Here is a 14,356-nt window from a genome sequence, read left to right on the forward strand (position 1 = left end):
GTAAAGAAGCACGTCTATTAACCAAAGTACAAGCAATAACAAAATTAATAAGTGTAAACGAAGACACGCTATCTAACCAAAGTACAAAGCAATAACAAAATTAATAGTGAAAAGAGCACGTCTATCAACCAAAGTACAAGCAAATAACAAAAATTATAGTGAAAAGAGCACGTCTATCAATCAAATCACAAGCTCATTAATTGGTTACACTAGGAAAAAGGTTTTGTTTTCCTAGTTAGTTGAATCCGTGCCTGCTAAAGGCCCCGTCAGCAATGAATAGCAAACAAACATTCAGATTTTATACCAAATATTTTAATTATGAAATTGATTTAAAAATTTTGTCTTACTTTTCCTATTCTTTCTTGTTTGGTGCAATCCCTTTAATCAACATTTCTGTCCATTCTTCTGTATAGGGCATGATTTTTTCATATACTTGAGGACTGGAAATTCCTTCTACAAGTGCCTGGAAATAAATCAATAGAAATTCATCGGAATATTTTAAGTCAATTTTTCCTTCCTTACGTCCACGGTGGAATAGATCTAATAACATACCAAAACTTTCTTGGGTATATTGTTGCATCATTATTGACAATCCATCATCATCTTTTCTTGTAAGATATTCCATCATAGATAAATAAAAATCCTGATTGATCTTATTAAAAAAATTAATTTTATTTTGGCTCATTGAAATTAGTGTCTCTTCAAAAGTTTTATTCTGATCCATGATTTGCTTTGCGGATGTCGCCATTTGTTTTAAAAAGTGCTTGAAAACTTCATGGATAAGATTTTCTTTACTGCCAAAATATTTGAAAACAGTTGTTTTTCCAACATTAGAGGATTTTGCAATTTCCTCCATCGTTACATTTGATTTTTCTGCATCACTATTCATCAATGTAAAAGCAGCTTCTAATATCTTTTTTTTCTTCTCTTCGGTTCTTTTTTCAAAGCCATTCACTGTCTAAGCCTACTTTCTATATATCATTAATATTTCTCCGGCAGTTTATACTTTTCCTTATATTATATAGAAAAATATACGAACTATCAAACTGATAATAGTATTTATTTTATTGACTAAAGGACTTAAAAGTAATAATATTGAACCTATAATTGAACTTTAGTTTAAAAAGAGGTTTAAATTTATAATAAAATGAACTATTTCATTAATAATAGTTTATAATTATAACTTCTTCTTAGACCGGAAAGCACGTTATAACTTGATATTAATTTTTATGAAGGAGTGTCAGTGTTATGACCAAGATTGTGAAATTACAAGGAGTACAAAAGAAATTTGGTAAGTTTCAAGCGTTAAAGGATGTAACATTTGCAGTGAATGCTGGGGAGGTTGTGGGTTTTATTGGACCTAATGGTGCAGGTAAATCAACAACAATACGTGCTTTATTAGGTATTATCAAACGGGATGCAGGGAAGGCAGAAATTTTTGGGAAAGATGTTTGGAAAGATAGCCTAGAAATTCATAAACGTATTTCCTATGTTCCTGGAGATGTTGCACTTTGGGGGAGTTTGACAGGTGGAGAAATCATTGATCTATTTATTAAATTACATGGTGGAGGGGATAAACAAAAAAGGGATAATTTAATTGAGCGTTTTGAATTGGACCCAAAGAAAAAAGCGAAAGGATATTCGAAAGGAAACCGCCAAAAAGTAGGTTTGATTGCAGCACTATCAGTTGAATCAGATTTATATATATTTGATGAGCCGACTTCAGGCTTGGACCCATTGATGGAAGCAGTTTTTCAAGAAGAAGTGGAAAAAATCAAAGGTGCGGGTAAATCGATTTTACTTTCATCACATATCTTGAGTGAAGTAGAACGGTTAGCAGATAGGGTAGTTATTATTCGTCAAGGTGAAATTGTGGAGACAGGTACATTAGATGAATTACGTCACTTAACTCGATCGACGGTTACTTTAGTAACAGAAGGGGATGTTGGAGTAATGGCTTCTATAACTGGTGTACATGATTTCATGCAGAAAGACAACCAAGCTACTTTCTCTGCTGATCATCAATATTTAAATGATATTTTAACCCAAGCAACAAAATTAGGAGTTAAAAAGTTTGAAGCTGTTCCACCAACGCTGGAAGATCTGTTTATGCGTCACTACGAAGGTTAAGAGTTCAGATGGAGGTGATAAACAATGAAGGAAAAATTTGCACGGTGGGATACATTATTTGTTCAATATTTAAAGCGTGATTGGAAAAAGATATTTTTTTGGGTGTTAGGAATTGGTTTATTTTCTTCAGCGTTTGTTCCAGCATTTAAGGAAATTGCCAAAGGTGAAGGATTAGTGGGCATGTTTGAAACTATGCAAAACCCAGCGATGATTTCAATGGTAGGACCTACCCCAGTTGAATCTGCAAATGATTATACTTTGGGAGCAATGTATGCACATGAAATGTTATTATTTTGTGGTTTGTTTGCAATGATCATGGCTGTTTTGCATGTGGTAAGTCATACTCGTAAAGAGGAAGACCTTGGATTAACAGAACTAGTACGTTCTTTTCAAATAGGGCGCCAAGCCAATTCTCTAGCTGCAGTGACAGAAACGGTATTCATAAATATCATATTGGCATTATTTATTAGTGGAGTACTTGCAAGCTTTGGTGCTGATTCAATTTCTGTTGAAGGATCTTTGTTATTCGGAGCTTCCATTGGAATGGCCGGAATAATAGGTGTAGGAATAGCATTAGTGATGGTACAGATTATGCCAACTTCATCAAGTGCAACAGGTTCTGCACTTGGAATTGTAGGATTGTTATATATTATTCGTGCAGGAACTGATGCTTCCAATGTTGACTTATCTATGTTTAATCCGATGGGATGGACGTATTTAACGTATCCTTTTACGGAAAACAACTGGTTGCCACTGGTTTTTGCTTTGGCCTTTAGTATTATCATGATAATTATTGCTTTTGCTCTTGAAGGTGGTCGCGATATGGGAGCAGGTTATCTGCCTGAAAGAGAAGGACGAAAAAACGCAAAAAAATCCTTGTTATCTGTTCGAGGAATATTTTTTAAACTTAACAAAGGAGTTATGATTAGTTGGTTAATTGGTTTTGTTATTATGGGAGGAGCTTACGGTTCAATATATGGAGACATGCAGACGTTTCTTGAGAGTAACGAGATAATGAAGCAAATGTTTTCTCATTCAGGTGTTTCTATCGAAGAATCATTTACTGGCACGATAATGATGGTGATGATTGTTTTAGTTTCTATTTTACCAATTGCCATTGTCAATAAAACTTTTAATGAAGAGAGTCGTTTACATCTTAGTCAAGTATTTGCTACAAAAGTAACACGTAGTCAAATCTACTGGACTACTATCGGTTTGGCAATTATTGCTAGTCTAGTAGGGATATTACTAGCAGCAGGTAGTCTTGGAGCTATAGCAGTAGCTGTAATGGAAAATAGTACCACAATGGGCATAAGTGATTTTCTTGTATCTGGATATAATTTTCTTCCGTCTGTACTATTTATTACGAGTATTGCAGCTTTAATGCTTGGTTGGGCCCCAAAGTTAGGTAAACTGGTTTATATTTACCTTGGCTATTCTTTTGTACTAAACTATTTTGACGGTATCTTGAACTTACCTGAAGGCTTATTAAAAACAGCTATTCAAAGCTGGATACCGCATATGCCGATGGAGGACTTTGATGCATTTGTTTTCATTACCATTACTGCGATCAGTATCGTGATGTTAGTGATCGGATATTTTGGCTATAAGAGAAGAGACATGATTGAAGGAGCATAAACCATGGACTTTGAGAAACATTTTATCAGTTCATTAATAGATAATGATGAAACAGGGCGAGCTTAAACATTTGTAGCCTCTCTAAATAAATAAGCTGATTCCCCCTTTTTTATAGTATCCGATATAATTTATATAAGAAATGTCGAGTATGATAAACGCTGGTCAGATACGATATAAAAGAAAGGTGGGGAGGCCATGTTACACGAATTGAATCATGTCATTGATTATATTGAAGACCATTTAACGAATGATCTACCATTAGAAAGCATTTCTGCATACGCAGGGGTTTCAGATTATCATTTTAGAAAAATATTTTTTTATATTGCAGGGATAACGCTTAGTGAATATATTAGAAACAGACGATTATCTGAAGCGAATAAAGAATTATTAAATGGTGAAAAAGTGACAGATGTTGCATTTAAATACGGCTATGATTCCTTAGATGGATTTACAAAAGCGTTTAAAAAATGGAGCGGGTTTTTGCCTTCTGACGTGATCAAAACTGGTGTAAGTAAATATTTCCCCAAACTTTCATTTGTAATAAATGTAAAAGGAGGGTTATCTATGGATGTTAGAATTGAAGAAAAGCCGGCGTTTAATTTTGTAGGAGTAACGAAACGGGTACCGATGCAATTTGAAGGTGTGAATAATGAGATCGTAAAGCTTGTCGAAAGTATTACAGATGCTCAAATGGAAGAGATGCATTCCCTGCAAAATATCGAACCTTATGAAGTGGTAAATGTTTCTTACGATCCAGATGCGAATTTTTTGAAAGAGGAAGGCGATTTAACACATTTAGTAGGTGTCTTAACAACCTCAAATCAATTGAGCGATCAATTAGAAAAGCTCTCTGTCGCTGCTTGTACTTGGGCAATCTTTCCCAATGAAGGGCCATTTCCTTCTACGTTACAAGATACAATGGCGAGAACGTATTCGGAATGGTTTCCTACTTCTAATTATGAAGTAATCGAAGCCCCATCTTTTTCCTTTACCAAGATGGATGAGCATAAAGCTGATTATGCTTACAGTGAAGTATGGATTCCAGTGAGAAAAAGATAGTAATCGTCACCCAAAGCGTTTTATCATAACTTAGTTAAAAAAATGTTATGATAGAGCGCTTTTCTGTTTACAAAATAATTTATCATCGATAAAATAAAGGCTAACGTAGTGAATAAGATACTTGAACTTTAAAAGTAAAACACGAATATTATTTTTTATAATGAGTTTTTTGTTCGTGTTTTATTGACAGTAGTCGTCGATGATAGTAATATAATGATGTAATTGAATAGAAATGCGTATAATTAAGGGGATATGGCCCAAAGTTTCTACCAGACTGCCGTAAATGGTCTGACTACGCAGTAATTATATTCGTATCTCGATTATTTAAGATATGAAGCTAGATTTACTGTTGTGATTGTAGAAGCGCTTGGAGATCCCAAGGGCTTTTATTTATTTTGGGGGGAATTAGAGAAATGAAAAAGTATTTTCAATTAGACGAGTTAGGCACGAATATCCGTAGAGAATTTGTAGCCGGCTTAACAACATTCTTAGCAATGGCATATATTTTATTTGTAAATCCTAATATGCTCAGTGAAACTGGGATGGATGCTGATGCAGTTTTTGCTGCAACAGCAATTGCAGCAGCAATAGGTACATTGGTAATGGGATTAGTTGCGAAATATCCAGTAGCATTAGCTCCAGGTATGGGACTAAATGCATTCTTTACGTATACGGTCGTAATTGGATTTGGTATACCATGGGAGACTGCACTTGCAGGTGTGTTAGCTTCAGGTCTTATATTTATCATTTTAACGTTATCCGGTATTCGTGAAAAAGTCATTAACGCCATTCCGTCAAGCTTAAAGTTAGCAGTTGGTGCTGGTATCGGGTTGTTTATTGCTTTTATCGGTTTGCAAAATGCCAATATTGTACAGGCTGACCCTTCTACACTACTTGCATTAGGTGATATTACTTCACCTACTGTTATGCTTGCGATTTTCGGACTTGTAGTATCTGTTATTCTATTAGCCTATGGTGTGAAGGCAGGAATATTTTATGGAATGATTATTACTGCAGTAGCAGGGATGATTTTTGGATTAATTCAACCACCTAGTGGATTAAGCGGCGTTGTTAGTAGTGTTCCCAGTTTAGCTCCTACATTTGGACAAGCTGTTCTACATTTTGGTGAGATTTTTACTTTAGAAATGTTGGTTGTTATTCTAACTTTCTTATTTGTAGACTTTTTTGATACAGCTGGCACACTTGTAGCAGTTGCGTCAAAAGCAGGAATTATGAAAGATAATAAGTTACCTCGAGCTGGTAAAGCATTATTCTCTGATGCTTCAGCTACAGTGGTTGGAGCAGTTGTTGGTACTTCAACAACTACTGCATATGTAGAATCTACAACTGGTGTAAGTGTTGGAGGACGTTCTGGATTAACTTCTGTGTTTACTGCGGGCTTTTTCTTATTAGCATTATTCTTCTCTCCTTTATTGGGAGTTGTTACAAGTGAGGTTACTGCACCTGCTTTAATTATTGTTGGTGTACTAATGGTTAGTGCTTTAAAAGATATTCCTTGGGATAAATTTGAAATTGCTGTTCCTGCATTCTTTACCGTGTTGATGATGCCATTAACGTATAGTATTGCTACGGGTATTGCGATAGGATTTATCTTTTACCCAATTACGATGTTAGTTAAAGGGCGAGGAAAAGAAATTCATCCGATTATGTATGGCTTATTCGTCATATTTATTCTATATTTCATATTCTTAAATTAGTATTAGTTAATAAAAAGGGTTAACCAAAATTGGTTAACCCTTTTTGCATGCTCTATGATAAAATGTTCTACAGTAGCTTATTCTGAACCAGGTGCAGTTAAATCTCTACGGTAATATGCTATATGATAGGTGATTAACAAAACTGTGCCTATTGCGGAAAGAATACCCATTAATGTATACATTGAACTTCCTCCAAAAACATCAACTAGAGAACCTCCAGCTAATGAACCAATAATACCAGAAAGTCCAAAATACACTGAGAAGAATACCAGATGACCAGTGGATTGTAAGAAACTTGGAATTAACCGTGTAACATAATCAAACGCAGCGGTATAAAATACACCAAATGTTAGTCCATGTAAAAATTGTAATCCGATAATCATCATGGGATCCATCGCTGAAGCGTATAGGAACCATCTTACTGTATATATAATCGCAGCGATAATTATAAATATTAATGAATGGAATTTTTTAAACCAAAAAGCTGCTAATGCAAAGACGGCTGCTTCTGAGATAACTCCTGCAAACCAAGCCAATCCAACAAGATTCTCACTTCCACCAAGTTCACTAATATAAAGAGCCATATAGTAATCATTCATTCGGTGAGTAATCGTAATAAATAAGATAACCCCAAGAAAGAGAAGGAAAGGTTTACTTTTTATAATTTTACCGATGTCATTAAATTTAACTGGTTTGGTATCGGCTTTTACATCTTTTAAAGGGATGAGAGTAAGTAACGCAATCGTTCCAAAAGCTAAATACACCCATACCATATATCCAATCCCGAATCGCGCCAATACTTCTCCGACTAGTAAGGAAGATAGGGCAAACCCAACAGATCCCCACATTCGTATAGAGCCAAAAGAAATACCCAATTGTGTGGCACGTCTTTGCGCAAAACTATCATTTAAACCACCGATAGGAGCTGCAAAAAAGTAAAACACTGCTCCGAAAATAAGAATAGTATGTAAGGAGGACATTTGGAAAAAGGTGAAACCAAAAATCAATAGGCCGATGAGGCAAATGAATAGTATTCGTTTTATTGTTTTGAACTTATCACTTAGAAATCCCCAAAATGGTTGTGCCAGTATAGCAGCTAAAGACTCTACTGCAAGCACCCAACCAATTTGTGTTCCAGACAATCCGCGAGACTGTAGGTATAGTGGTAAGAAACTAATCAGAATCGTATTGGATGCATGGTAACTGACAAATAATGTTTTTAAAGGGATTAATGATTTTGTTTTACTCATACAATCAGATCTCCTTTTAGGATATAAAGTGAAACTTCATTCACAAGGGTATCACTGTCCGTTAAATGCTGGATAAAACGAATAAACACAACTTACATTACTATATCACTTTTTATAAAAGAGAAGTAGAGAATATTATTTAATTTTTGAATAGGAGGAGATTTAATGAAGCCAGTGATTGGTATTACTTCATCCATGGAGACAGATTGTTCCCAATACACCATTAATAATCGCAATATAAGGGCAATCGAGAATGCAGGTGGTATTCCCGTCATGCTACCATATTTGAAGGAGAAAGAAGATATAAATCACATGATGAACAAGCTAGATGGATTATATTTAACTGGGGGATATGATATTGATCCCACTTTATTTGGTGAAGAACCTTTACCTGGGCTTGGCACCATTATTCCTGAACGAGATCGTTCAGAAATTGCATATATAGAAAGAATGATTGAAACAGATAAACCAATCCTAGGAGTATGCCGTGGAAGTCAAATATTAAATATCGCAATAGGTGGTTCAATGTATCAAGATATTTATACACAACTAGACACTTCTACTTTATTACAACATCAACAGAAAGCCCCATTCGGTCATCGATCACATTTTGTGAACGTCAAAGAAGATTCGTTATTATTTCAATTAACTGGGATGGATAAATTCAAAGTTAATAGTTATCATCATCAGACAAACAATCGAGTTCCCAAAGATTATCAAATTTGTGCAACAGCAAGTGATGGAATTATAGAAGCTTTTGAGAGTACAAATCATCGTTTTGTACTTGGTCTACAATGGCATCCTGAGGGGCTTATCGATTACAAAGAGGATCCATCGCTTTCGATTTATCAAGGATTTATCAAAGCATGTATTGATCAGTAGAATAATAGAATTAGAATGAATGATTAGTTGAATGCTTTCACAACTGTCCGCTTAAATATTCAAAAAGGGGGTGTAATTATGGGGGAGAAGCGTAAGGTAAAACTATTTATTGCTACTAGTCTGGATGGTTATATTGCAACGAAGAATGAATCGATTCAATGGCTTGATGATATTGAAGGTGAAGGGGACAATGGTTATTTAAGATTTTATGAGGAAATAGATACGGTGATTATGGGAAATAAAACGTATCAATGGCTCGAATCACAAAACTTAAGTGAATTCCCTTACCAAAGCAAAGATTGTTATGTATTTTCACGTAAAGAATCAGGAAGTAACGAGAATGTGATTTTTGTAAATGATGATGTGGAGCGTTTTATTCAGATGTTACAAAACAAAGAAGGAAGAGATATATGGATAGTCGGTGGCGGGGAGTTACTATCTTCTTTCATAGAAAAAGATTTAATTGATGAATATATTATCACGGTAGCCCCTATCATTCTTGGCGGGGGAATACCTTTATTTAAAGAAGCGAGCAGTGTCATAAACCTATTGTTAATAGGTACGCAGAAATTTAACCAGTTTATAGAATTGCATTATGAGAGAACTATATATAAAAAAGAATAGTTAGAGAGGTGATGTAATGAATGTACAGTCGGTTGAGTTAAAAGGAATTACCATTCATTATCAAGAATATGGTGGAAAACATCTTCCGCCAATGGTAATGTTACATGCATTAGGAAAGGATGGACTTTCTTGGAAGAGTGTTGCAGAGGAATTAAGCGAAAAATATCATATCTACACATTAGATATGAGAGGACACGGTAAAAGTGAGTATACAAATGAATATTCTTTTGAACTAATGTATGAAGACGTAAAATTATTTGTAGATAAACTGGGGATAGATAAGTTCACTCTAGTTGGACATTCCATGGGTGGAACTGTTGCCTACATTTTCGCGGAGAATGATTCTTCACGATTGGAAAAGTTAATTATTGAAGATACTCCTCCTCCAGTTGAAAGAGAAGCCGTTTCAATCCCAGAGTCTCCAAACGCTCCTGTACCTTTTGATTGGAATGTAGTTCAAGAGCTAATGAAACAGTTAAACGAACCAAATCCTAAGTGGTGGAGCGATTTAAGTAACATAAGTGTGCCAACATTAATCATTGGAGGAGGAGAATCTAGTAATATTCCACAAGATCAATTAAAAGAGGTACATGATAAGATAGTAGATTGTCAGTTTGTAACCATTGATGCTGGACATCATATTCACGAAACTAGTTTAGAAAAGTACGTAGAAGTCTTACAGGAATTCTTATCATAACTCAGAATAAAAGAAAGGATTTCTATCAAGACGAAATCCTTTCTTTTATTTTGTAAGGAATCAAACTAGCCACATCTACCTCCAGTTCCCAGCAACTAGGCGACTTCACGAAATAAATTAAATTCATCATCGGTAAGTGGAACCGAAAAACAGGGCGTCCTCGCTACGTTTCTAAAAGGGTGTTTGCGCAATTTGTTCTGATATTTTCAGTGAAGTTTTAGTATTTTTCCAAGTCTATTATGAAAAATAGAAGTAGCCTTGGTTAATAGTGTGGTTCTATTAACATTTATTATGGGAATCAGAAACAGTTATAGTGAATAGAACCACTCTCTTATTACTTAGCTGTTCTTCATAGTTAATTGTTGAAATGTTAGAATAGAAAGACGAACTAAAATAATCGAGATTTTCGTAAGTGGGGCATACATATGAAAAAAAAGAAACCAATTTACGTGGAAACGTTCATTCGGAATGATTTGGAAACAGTTTGGAAGTTCTCGAAATGGTTTTCTATCAAGCTCCCAATTAGTGAGCATTTTACAGTTTGGGAAGAGGAAGATTATTTGAAGGCTAACCATGAAATGTGGATTCTTGGAAAGAAATTTTTGACGATAGATTACAGTATTTATAGTGTCTCAACAGAATAAATTTTCGTGAATTAAAGTCATGGTATAAAAAAAGAAGAAATATGCGATATTTTGCATATTTCTTCTTTAGCCTTTTTTGAAGAGAATTACGATTAAAGACCCTCTGCTAAATCTTTTATCGTTTGTTTTGCATCTTCTGCGAACTCTACGGAAGCATCATAATACATTTGGCCGTTTTCAATTAGCGAGAAATCACCAATTTCTATAGATAATAACGTATGGTCATTATTTTCTTCAATATAGAAACGATAGGCAACTTCTCCTTGTTGTGGTTTCTTCTTCCAACTGGTTACATATAAATCAATGACCAATTCTTCCTCTTTTAAAGCTTTAATAATGGTAGTGATGGATTGGTTTCCATTTGGAGTATCCCATATTACTTTGGAACCAGTAGTCATATGTTCTTGTGGATAGTCTTCTGGTAATTCATCCCATATAGCTACATATCTTGGATTTGTTAATATTTCCCACACATTGGTTGCAGTTGTGTTTATTCGTATACTTTCTTGAACAACTAGCGTATTCTCCATTTCAAATCCTCCTTAGATATTAAATTGAAGTTGCTTTTATAAATTAATCCCAGTTATCTTCAATAAATTCATCCCTACCTGATTTGGCACGATCTTCCTCATACTCTTCTTTATTCTTTTTATAAAAATCTTGATGATATTCTTCAGCTGGATAAAAAGGAGTAGCTGGTTTTATCTCTGTTACAATTGGTTTCGAAAATCGTCCGCTAGTTGCAAGCTCTTCTTTAGAAGCTTCAGCTAATCCCCATTGTTCTTTCGTATGATAAAAAATTGCAGTTCTATATTGTTCTCCTCGATCTTGGAATTGGCCACCATCATCGGTTGGGTCAATTTGCTTCCAATATAGATCGAGTATTGTATTATAATCGATGATCGAATCATCGTATGTGATTTCTACTGCTTCATAATGTCCAGTATCCCCATTTTTTACTTGCTCATAAGTAGGGTTCATAACTTTTCCGCCAGTATATCCTGAAATAACTTGATGAACGCCATCCCATTGATCAAAAGGCTTGACCATGCACCAGAAGCATCCACCTGCAAATGTTGCTTTTTGTAAAGTCATATTATACCTCCTAAAAGATTTTCAAACCGTTACTATTTTAGTAGAATAAACTTAATATAACACAATCAAAGATTGGGTGACAGTATGGAAGAACCGTTTGTTCATAAGATTATTAAACAAGGTAAAATAATTGAAAGTAAGATGTATCTATCTAAAAAAGGATTTATCGAGAAAAGTGAACCCTTAAAAAAATCAGATTTAGACAAAGCAATATCTGCCTTTCCTATTAAGCACTATTCCAATCCATACAATGAAACTCTGTTTAGCGAGAGGGTTGGAGAGAAAAAGGAGAATTTCTCCATACTAGAAATGGACGAGTTTTCTGTATTTATCGGTGATATCTATCAAGTAGGCGAAGCTACAATACAAGTCTCCCAACCCGGAATCGTGACGCGAGAAGAGGTAGAGAATGGGTATCGTACAGGGTGGTACTTTCGTGTAATTAATGAAGGAACGATCCAGCCTGAATCGGATCTTATACTACAGGAACGTCCGTACTCACAATTTTCCATTGCAGCTTGCTCAGAAATTATGTATATCAATCGAGATGATTTATGGGCTGCAGATGAATTGTTCCAGTGTGAAGCTTTAGGACTTACGTGGCGAAAAGCATTGAGGAAGCGATTAAGAGGTTATTGAATAGGAGGGAACGTGTAAATGAAAAACGTACTATATTATTCAAAAATTACTCGTGATAACGGAAGTATATGGGTTTTAGGGACGGATAAAGATATCTATTATATAGGAGGACATAATTCCGGTTTCAATGATTTATCATTATGGGCCAAGAAAAAATATCCTACTTATGAACTTATCAGTGATGATCAAATATTAGAAAACGCCGTAGAAGAAATTGAGAGTTATTTAGATGGAAAGGTAAAAGAATTTTCATTTGAAGTTGATTATTCCTATGGGACACCTTTTCAACAGAAAGTTTGGCGTGCTTTGCAAGAAGTCTCTTTTGGTGAAACGGTTACTTATACTGACATTGCTAAGCAAATAGGAAGACCCGATGCGGTTCGAGCAGTAGCAGGAGCAATTGGTGCGAATCAACTGTTAATAGCCATTCCCTGTCATCGCGTTATCGGAAAGAACGGAGAGTTAGTCGGTTATCGAGGCGGCATCGAAATGAAAGAATCATTATTAAAACTAGAGTCATAGACGGTGGTCTATGGCTTTTTTCTTTAATTTACAGACATATATTCTTCATAAAAGTATTCGATTATCAAGGTATCTTGCCTATGTTTGAATGATAACGAGAGGGGAACAGGTATAGAAATATTTCATCTTTCATACGTTTGAAGAAGAAAGGTATTGCGTATTTAGGAGAGGGAAGGTGTATCTATGGAAGATCCGAATCTAGAAGGAGCAAATACAGGGGAGAAGAAATCTTTTATTGAAAAAGTAAAGTCTGTTGGGCCAGGTGCAATTATTGCTGCTTCTTTTATCGGACCTGGAACGGTAACGACTTCTACACAGGCTGGAGCAAGTTTCGGCTATGCTTTAATTTGGGCGGTTTTATTCTCCATTTTGGCAACCATTGTTTTACAAGAAATGTCTGCCCGTCTCGGTATTATTTCAAAAAAAGGATTAGCTGAAGCTGCTCGAGATCAATTTAATCACCGGGCAGTAAAGTATCCGATTATTGGATTTATCATTATGGCAATATACGTAGGTTGTGCAGCCTATATGAGTGGTGACTTAAGAGGTACCTCATTAGGGTTAGAGGCATTAACAGGGGTTTCTATAAATATTATTGGACCAATTGTCGGAATTTTAATACTCTTGCTCGGGTTAAGTGGAAGCTATAAATTGATTGAAAAATTAATGGTAATCTTTGTTGTTTTAATGAGCATTATCTTCATCACAACAATGTTTATAGCTCAACCAGATATAGGTGGAGTGTTGTCGGGAATGTTTGTACCATCGATACCAGTTGGCTCAATAATTACAGTTATAGCGTTAATAGGAACTACTGTTGTACCATATAATTTATTTATCCACTCTTCATCAGTACAAGAAAGATGGTCACGTCCTGAACAGTTGAAAGATTCGCGAAGAGACATTTATTTTTCCATCGGTGTTGGTGGTTTGATTACGATGGCAATCGTAATTACATCAGGAACACTGATGCGTGGAGTGGAAGTTAGCAGTGTAATAGATTTAGCAATACAATTAGAACCTTTACTTGGTGGATTTGCGGAATCATTTCTAGCTATAGGAATTTTTTCTGCAGGATTTTCTTCAGCTACTGCATCGGCATTAGGTGCCGCTATTACTGTAAGCAGTATGTTGAAATGGGATAATGGAATGAAAAATTGGAAATTTAAAGCTGTATTTTCTTCTGTAATTATAATTGGTATCCTATCCTTTGTATTCCGATTTGAGCCATTAGATGTTTTATTATTTGCTCAAGCGTTAAATGGTATATTACTACCTGGTATTGCGATTTTATTAATGGTTATAATGAACAATAAGAAATTGCTAGGAAACTATGCAAATTCCACTATCATTAATATAATTGGAATTATAGTAGTTATTATTTGTACTGGGTTGGGGATTTACAGTCTAGTTACAGCGATACAAGGATTCATTGGTTAAAGAACGATATATACATGT

The 14,356-nt window shown here is 35.1% G+C and carries 15 protein-coding genes and 1 riboswitch; of the genes, 11 read left to right on the forward strand and 4 right to left on the reverse strand.

Features of this window, described 5'->3' with window-relative positions; all coding sequences use genetic code 11:
- Positions 1–352: 352 nt before the first annotated feature.
- Positions 353–955: a TetR/AcrR family transcriptional regulator gene (locus tag C794_RS04145; protein WP_017795873.1), complete on the reverse strand. Its 603-nt coding sequence runs from the start codon at positions 953–955 to the stop codon at positions 353–355.
- A 293-nt stretch (positions 956–1,248) separates the two neighbouring features.
- Here C794_RS04145 and C794_RS04150 point away from each other — a divergent pair, with 293 nt between their 5' ends.
- From C794_RS04150 to C794_RS04165, 4 genes are all read left to right on the forward strand, one after another.
- Positions 1,249–2,130, forward strand: a complete 882-nt coding sequence (locus C794_RS04150; protein WP_017795874.1) for an ABC transporter ATP-binding protein — start codon at positions 1,249–1,251, stop codon at positions 2,128–2,130.
- A gap of 24 nt (positions 2,131–2,154) precedes the next feature.
- A complete protein-coding gene (locus C794_RS04155) occupies positions 2,155–3,768 on the forward strand; it encodes an ABC transporter permease (RefSeq protein ID WP_017795875.1) in 1,614 nt (537 codons plus the stop codon).
- 195 nt (positions 3,769–3,963) lie between these two features.
- Positions 3,964–4,827, forward strand: a complete 864-nt coding sequence (locus tag C794_RS04160) for an AraC family transcriptional regulator (protein WP_017795876.1) — start codon at positions 3,964–3,966, stop codon at positions 4,825–4,827.
- Between the two features lie 214 nt (positions 4,828–5,041).
- A riboswitch (purine riboswitch) is annotated at positions 5,042–5,142 on the forward strand.
- 98 nt (positions 5,143–5,240) lie between these two features.
- A complete protein-coding gene (locus C794_RS04165) occupies positions 5,241–6,545 on the forward strand; it encodes an NCS2 family permease (RefSeq protein ID WP_017795877.1) in 1,305 nt (434 codons plus the stop codon).
- A gap of 77 nt (positions 6,546–6,622) precedes the next feature.
- Here the strand turns inward: C794_RS04165 and C794_RS04170 are convergent, their stop codons facing one another.
- The gene (locus tag C794_RS04170; RefSeq protein WP_017795878.1) at positions 6,623–7,795 is read right to left on the reverse strand and encodes an MFS transporter; all 1,173 of its coding nucleotides are present in this window, start codon (positions 7,793–7,795) and stop codon (positions 6,623–6,625) included.
- Positions 7,796–7,960: 165 nt separating this feature from the next.
- Between C794_RS04170 and C794_RS04175 the strand changes: the two genes are divergently transcribed.
- The 4 genes from C794_RS04175 to C794_RS04190 all read left to right on the forward strand — a co-directional run bounded on the left by C794_RS04175 (position 7,961) and on the right by C794_RS04190 (position 10,642).
- Entirely contained in the window at positions 7,961–8,677 is a 717-nt protein-coding gene (locus tag C794_RS04175; protein ID WP_017795879.1) for a gamma-glutamyl-gamma-aminobutyrate hydrolase family protein, read from the forward strand.
- 78 nt (positions 8,678–8,755) lie between these two features.
- Positions 8,756–9,301: a dihydrofolate reductase family protein gene (locus tag C794_RS04180; RefSeq protein WP_017795880.1), complete on the forward strand. Its 546-nt coding sequence runs from the start codon at positions 8,756–8,758 to the stop codon at positions 9,299–9,301.
- A gap of 16 nt (positions 9,302–9,317) precedes the next feature.
- On the forward strand, positions 9,318–9,998 hold the full coding sequence (locus C794_RS04185) for an alpha/beta fold hydrolase (RefSeq protein ID WP_017795881.1): 681 nt from the start codon (positions 9,318–9,320) through the stop codon (positions 9,996–9,998).
- 425 nt (positions 9,999–10,423) lie between these two features.
- The gene (locus tag C794_RS04190; protein WP_017795882.1) at positions 10,424–10,642 is read left to right on the forward strand and encodes a hypothetical protein; all 219 of its coding nucleotides are present in this window, start codon (positions 10,424–10,426) and stop codon (positions 10,640–10,642) included.
- A gap of 92 nt (positions 10,643–10,734) precedes the next feature.
- On the opposite strand, the gene C794_RS04195 is transcribed toward C794_RS04190, so the two are convergent.
- Together C794_RS04195 and msrA are read right to left on the reverse strand one after the other, a co-directional pair.
- Positions 10,735–11,172: an SRPBCC domain-containing protein gene (locus C794_RS04195; RefSeq protein ID WP_017795883.1), complete on the reverse strand. Its 438-nt coding sequence runs from the start codon at positions 11,170–11,172 to the stop codon at positions 10,735–10,737.
- 43 nt (positions 11,173–11,215) lie between these two features.
- Positions 11,216–11,737, reverse strand: coding sequence for a peptide-methionine (S)-S-oxide reductase MsrA (gene msrA / locus C794_RS04200; protein ID WP_017795884.1), 522 nt, complete (start codon positions 11,735–11,737; stop codon positions 11,216–11,218).
- Between the two features lie 84 nt (positions 11,738–11,821).
- On the opposite strand from msrA, the gene C794_RS04205 reads away from it, so the two are divergent.
- From C794_RS04205 to C794_RS04215, 3 genes are all read left to right on the forward strand, one after another.
- Complete coding sequence (locus C794_RS04205) at positions 11,822–12,376, forward strand: MOSC domain-containing protein (RefSeq protein ID WP_017795885.1); 555 nt, start codon at positions 11,822–11,824, stop codon at positions 12,374–12,376.
- An 18-nt stretch (positions 12,377–12,394) separates the two neighbouring features.
- On the forward strand, positions 12,395–12,898 hold the full coding sequence (locus C794_RS04210) for a methylated-DNA--[protein]-cysteine S-methyltransferase (protein WP_017795886.1): 504 nt from the start codon (positions 12,395–12,397) through the stop codon (positions 12,896–12,898).
- Positions 12,899–13,081: 183 nt separating this feature from the next.
- Entirely contained in the window at positions 13,082–14,338 is a 1,257-nt protein-coding gene (locus C794_RS04215; protein ID WP_017795887.1) for an Nramp family divalent metal transporter, read from the forward strand.
- The last annotated feature ends 18 nt before the right edge of the window (positions 14,339–14,356 follow it).

Origin of the sequence: Oceanobacillus kimchii X50, assembly GCF_000340475.1 — a bacterium.
Taxonomy (GTDB): domain Bacteria; phylum Bacillota; class Bacilli; order Bacillales; family Amphibacillaceae; genus Oceanobacillus; species Oceanobacillus kimchii.

Coding starts and splice junctions, on each gene's coding strand:
- C794_RS04190 (WP_017795882.1), top strand. CDS start 10,424: ATGAAAAAAAAGAAACCAATTTACGTGGAAACGTTCATTCGGAATGAT.
- C794_RS04195 (WP_017795883.1), bottom strand. CDS start 11,172: ATGGAGAATACGCTAGTTGTTCAAGAAAGTATACGAATAAACACAACT.
- C794_RS04180 (WP_017795880.1), top strand. CDS start 8,756: ATGGGGGAGAAGCGTAAGGTAAAACTATTTATTGCTACTAGTCTGGAT.
- C794_RS04165 (WP_017795877.1), top strand. CDS start 5,241: ATGAAAAAGTATTTTCAATTAGACGAGTTAGGCACGAATATCCGTAGA.
- C794_RS04210 (WP_017795886.1), top strand. CDS start 12,395: ATGAAAAACGTACTATATTATTCAAAAATTACTCGTGATAACGGAAGT.
- C794_RS04205 (WP_017795885.1), top strand. CDS start 11,822: ATGGAAGAACCGTTTGTTCATAAGATTATTAAACAAGGTAAAATAATT.
- C794_RS04160 (WP_017795876.1), top strand. CDS start 3,964: ATGTTACACGAATTGAATCATGTCATTGATTATATTGAAGACCATTTA.
- C794_RS04155 (WP_017795875.1), top strand. CDS start 2,155: ATGAAGGAAAAATTTGCACGGTGGGATACATTATTTGTTCAATATTTA.
- C794_RS04175 (WP_017795879.1), top strand. CDS start 7,961: ATGAAGCCAGTGATTGGTATTACTTCATCCATGGAGACAGATTGTTCC.
- C794_RS04170 (WP_017795878.1), bottom strand. CDS start 7,795: ATGAGTAAAACAAAATCATTAATCCCTTTAAAAACATTATTTGTCAGT.
- C794_RS04185 (WP_017795881.1), top strand. CDS start 9,318: ATGAATGTACAGTCGGTTGAGTTAAAAGGAATTACCATTCATTATCAA.
- C794_RS04150 (WP_017795874.1), top strand. CDS start 1,249: ATGACCAAGATTGTGAAATTACAAGGAGTACAAAAGAAATTTGGTAAG.
- C794_RS04215 (WP_017795887.1), top strand. CDS start 13,082: ATGGAAGATCCGAATCTAGAAGGAGCAAATACAGGGGAGAAGAAATCT.
- msrA (WP_017795884.1), bottom strand. CDS start 11,737: ATGACTTTACAAAAAGCAACATTTGCAGGTGGATGCTTCTGGTGCATG.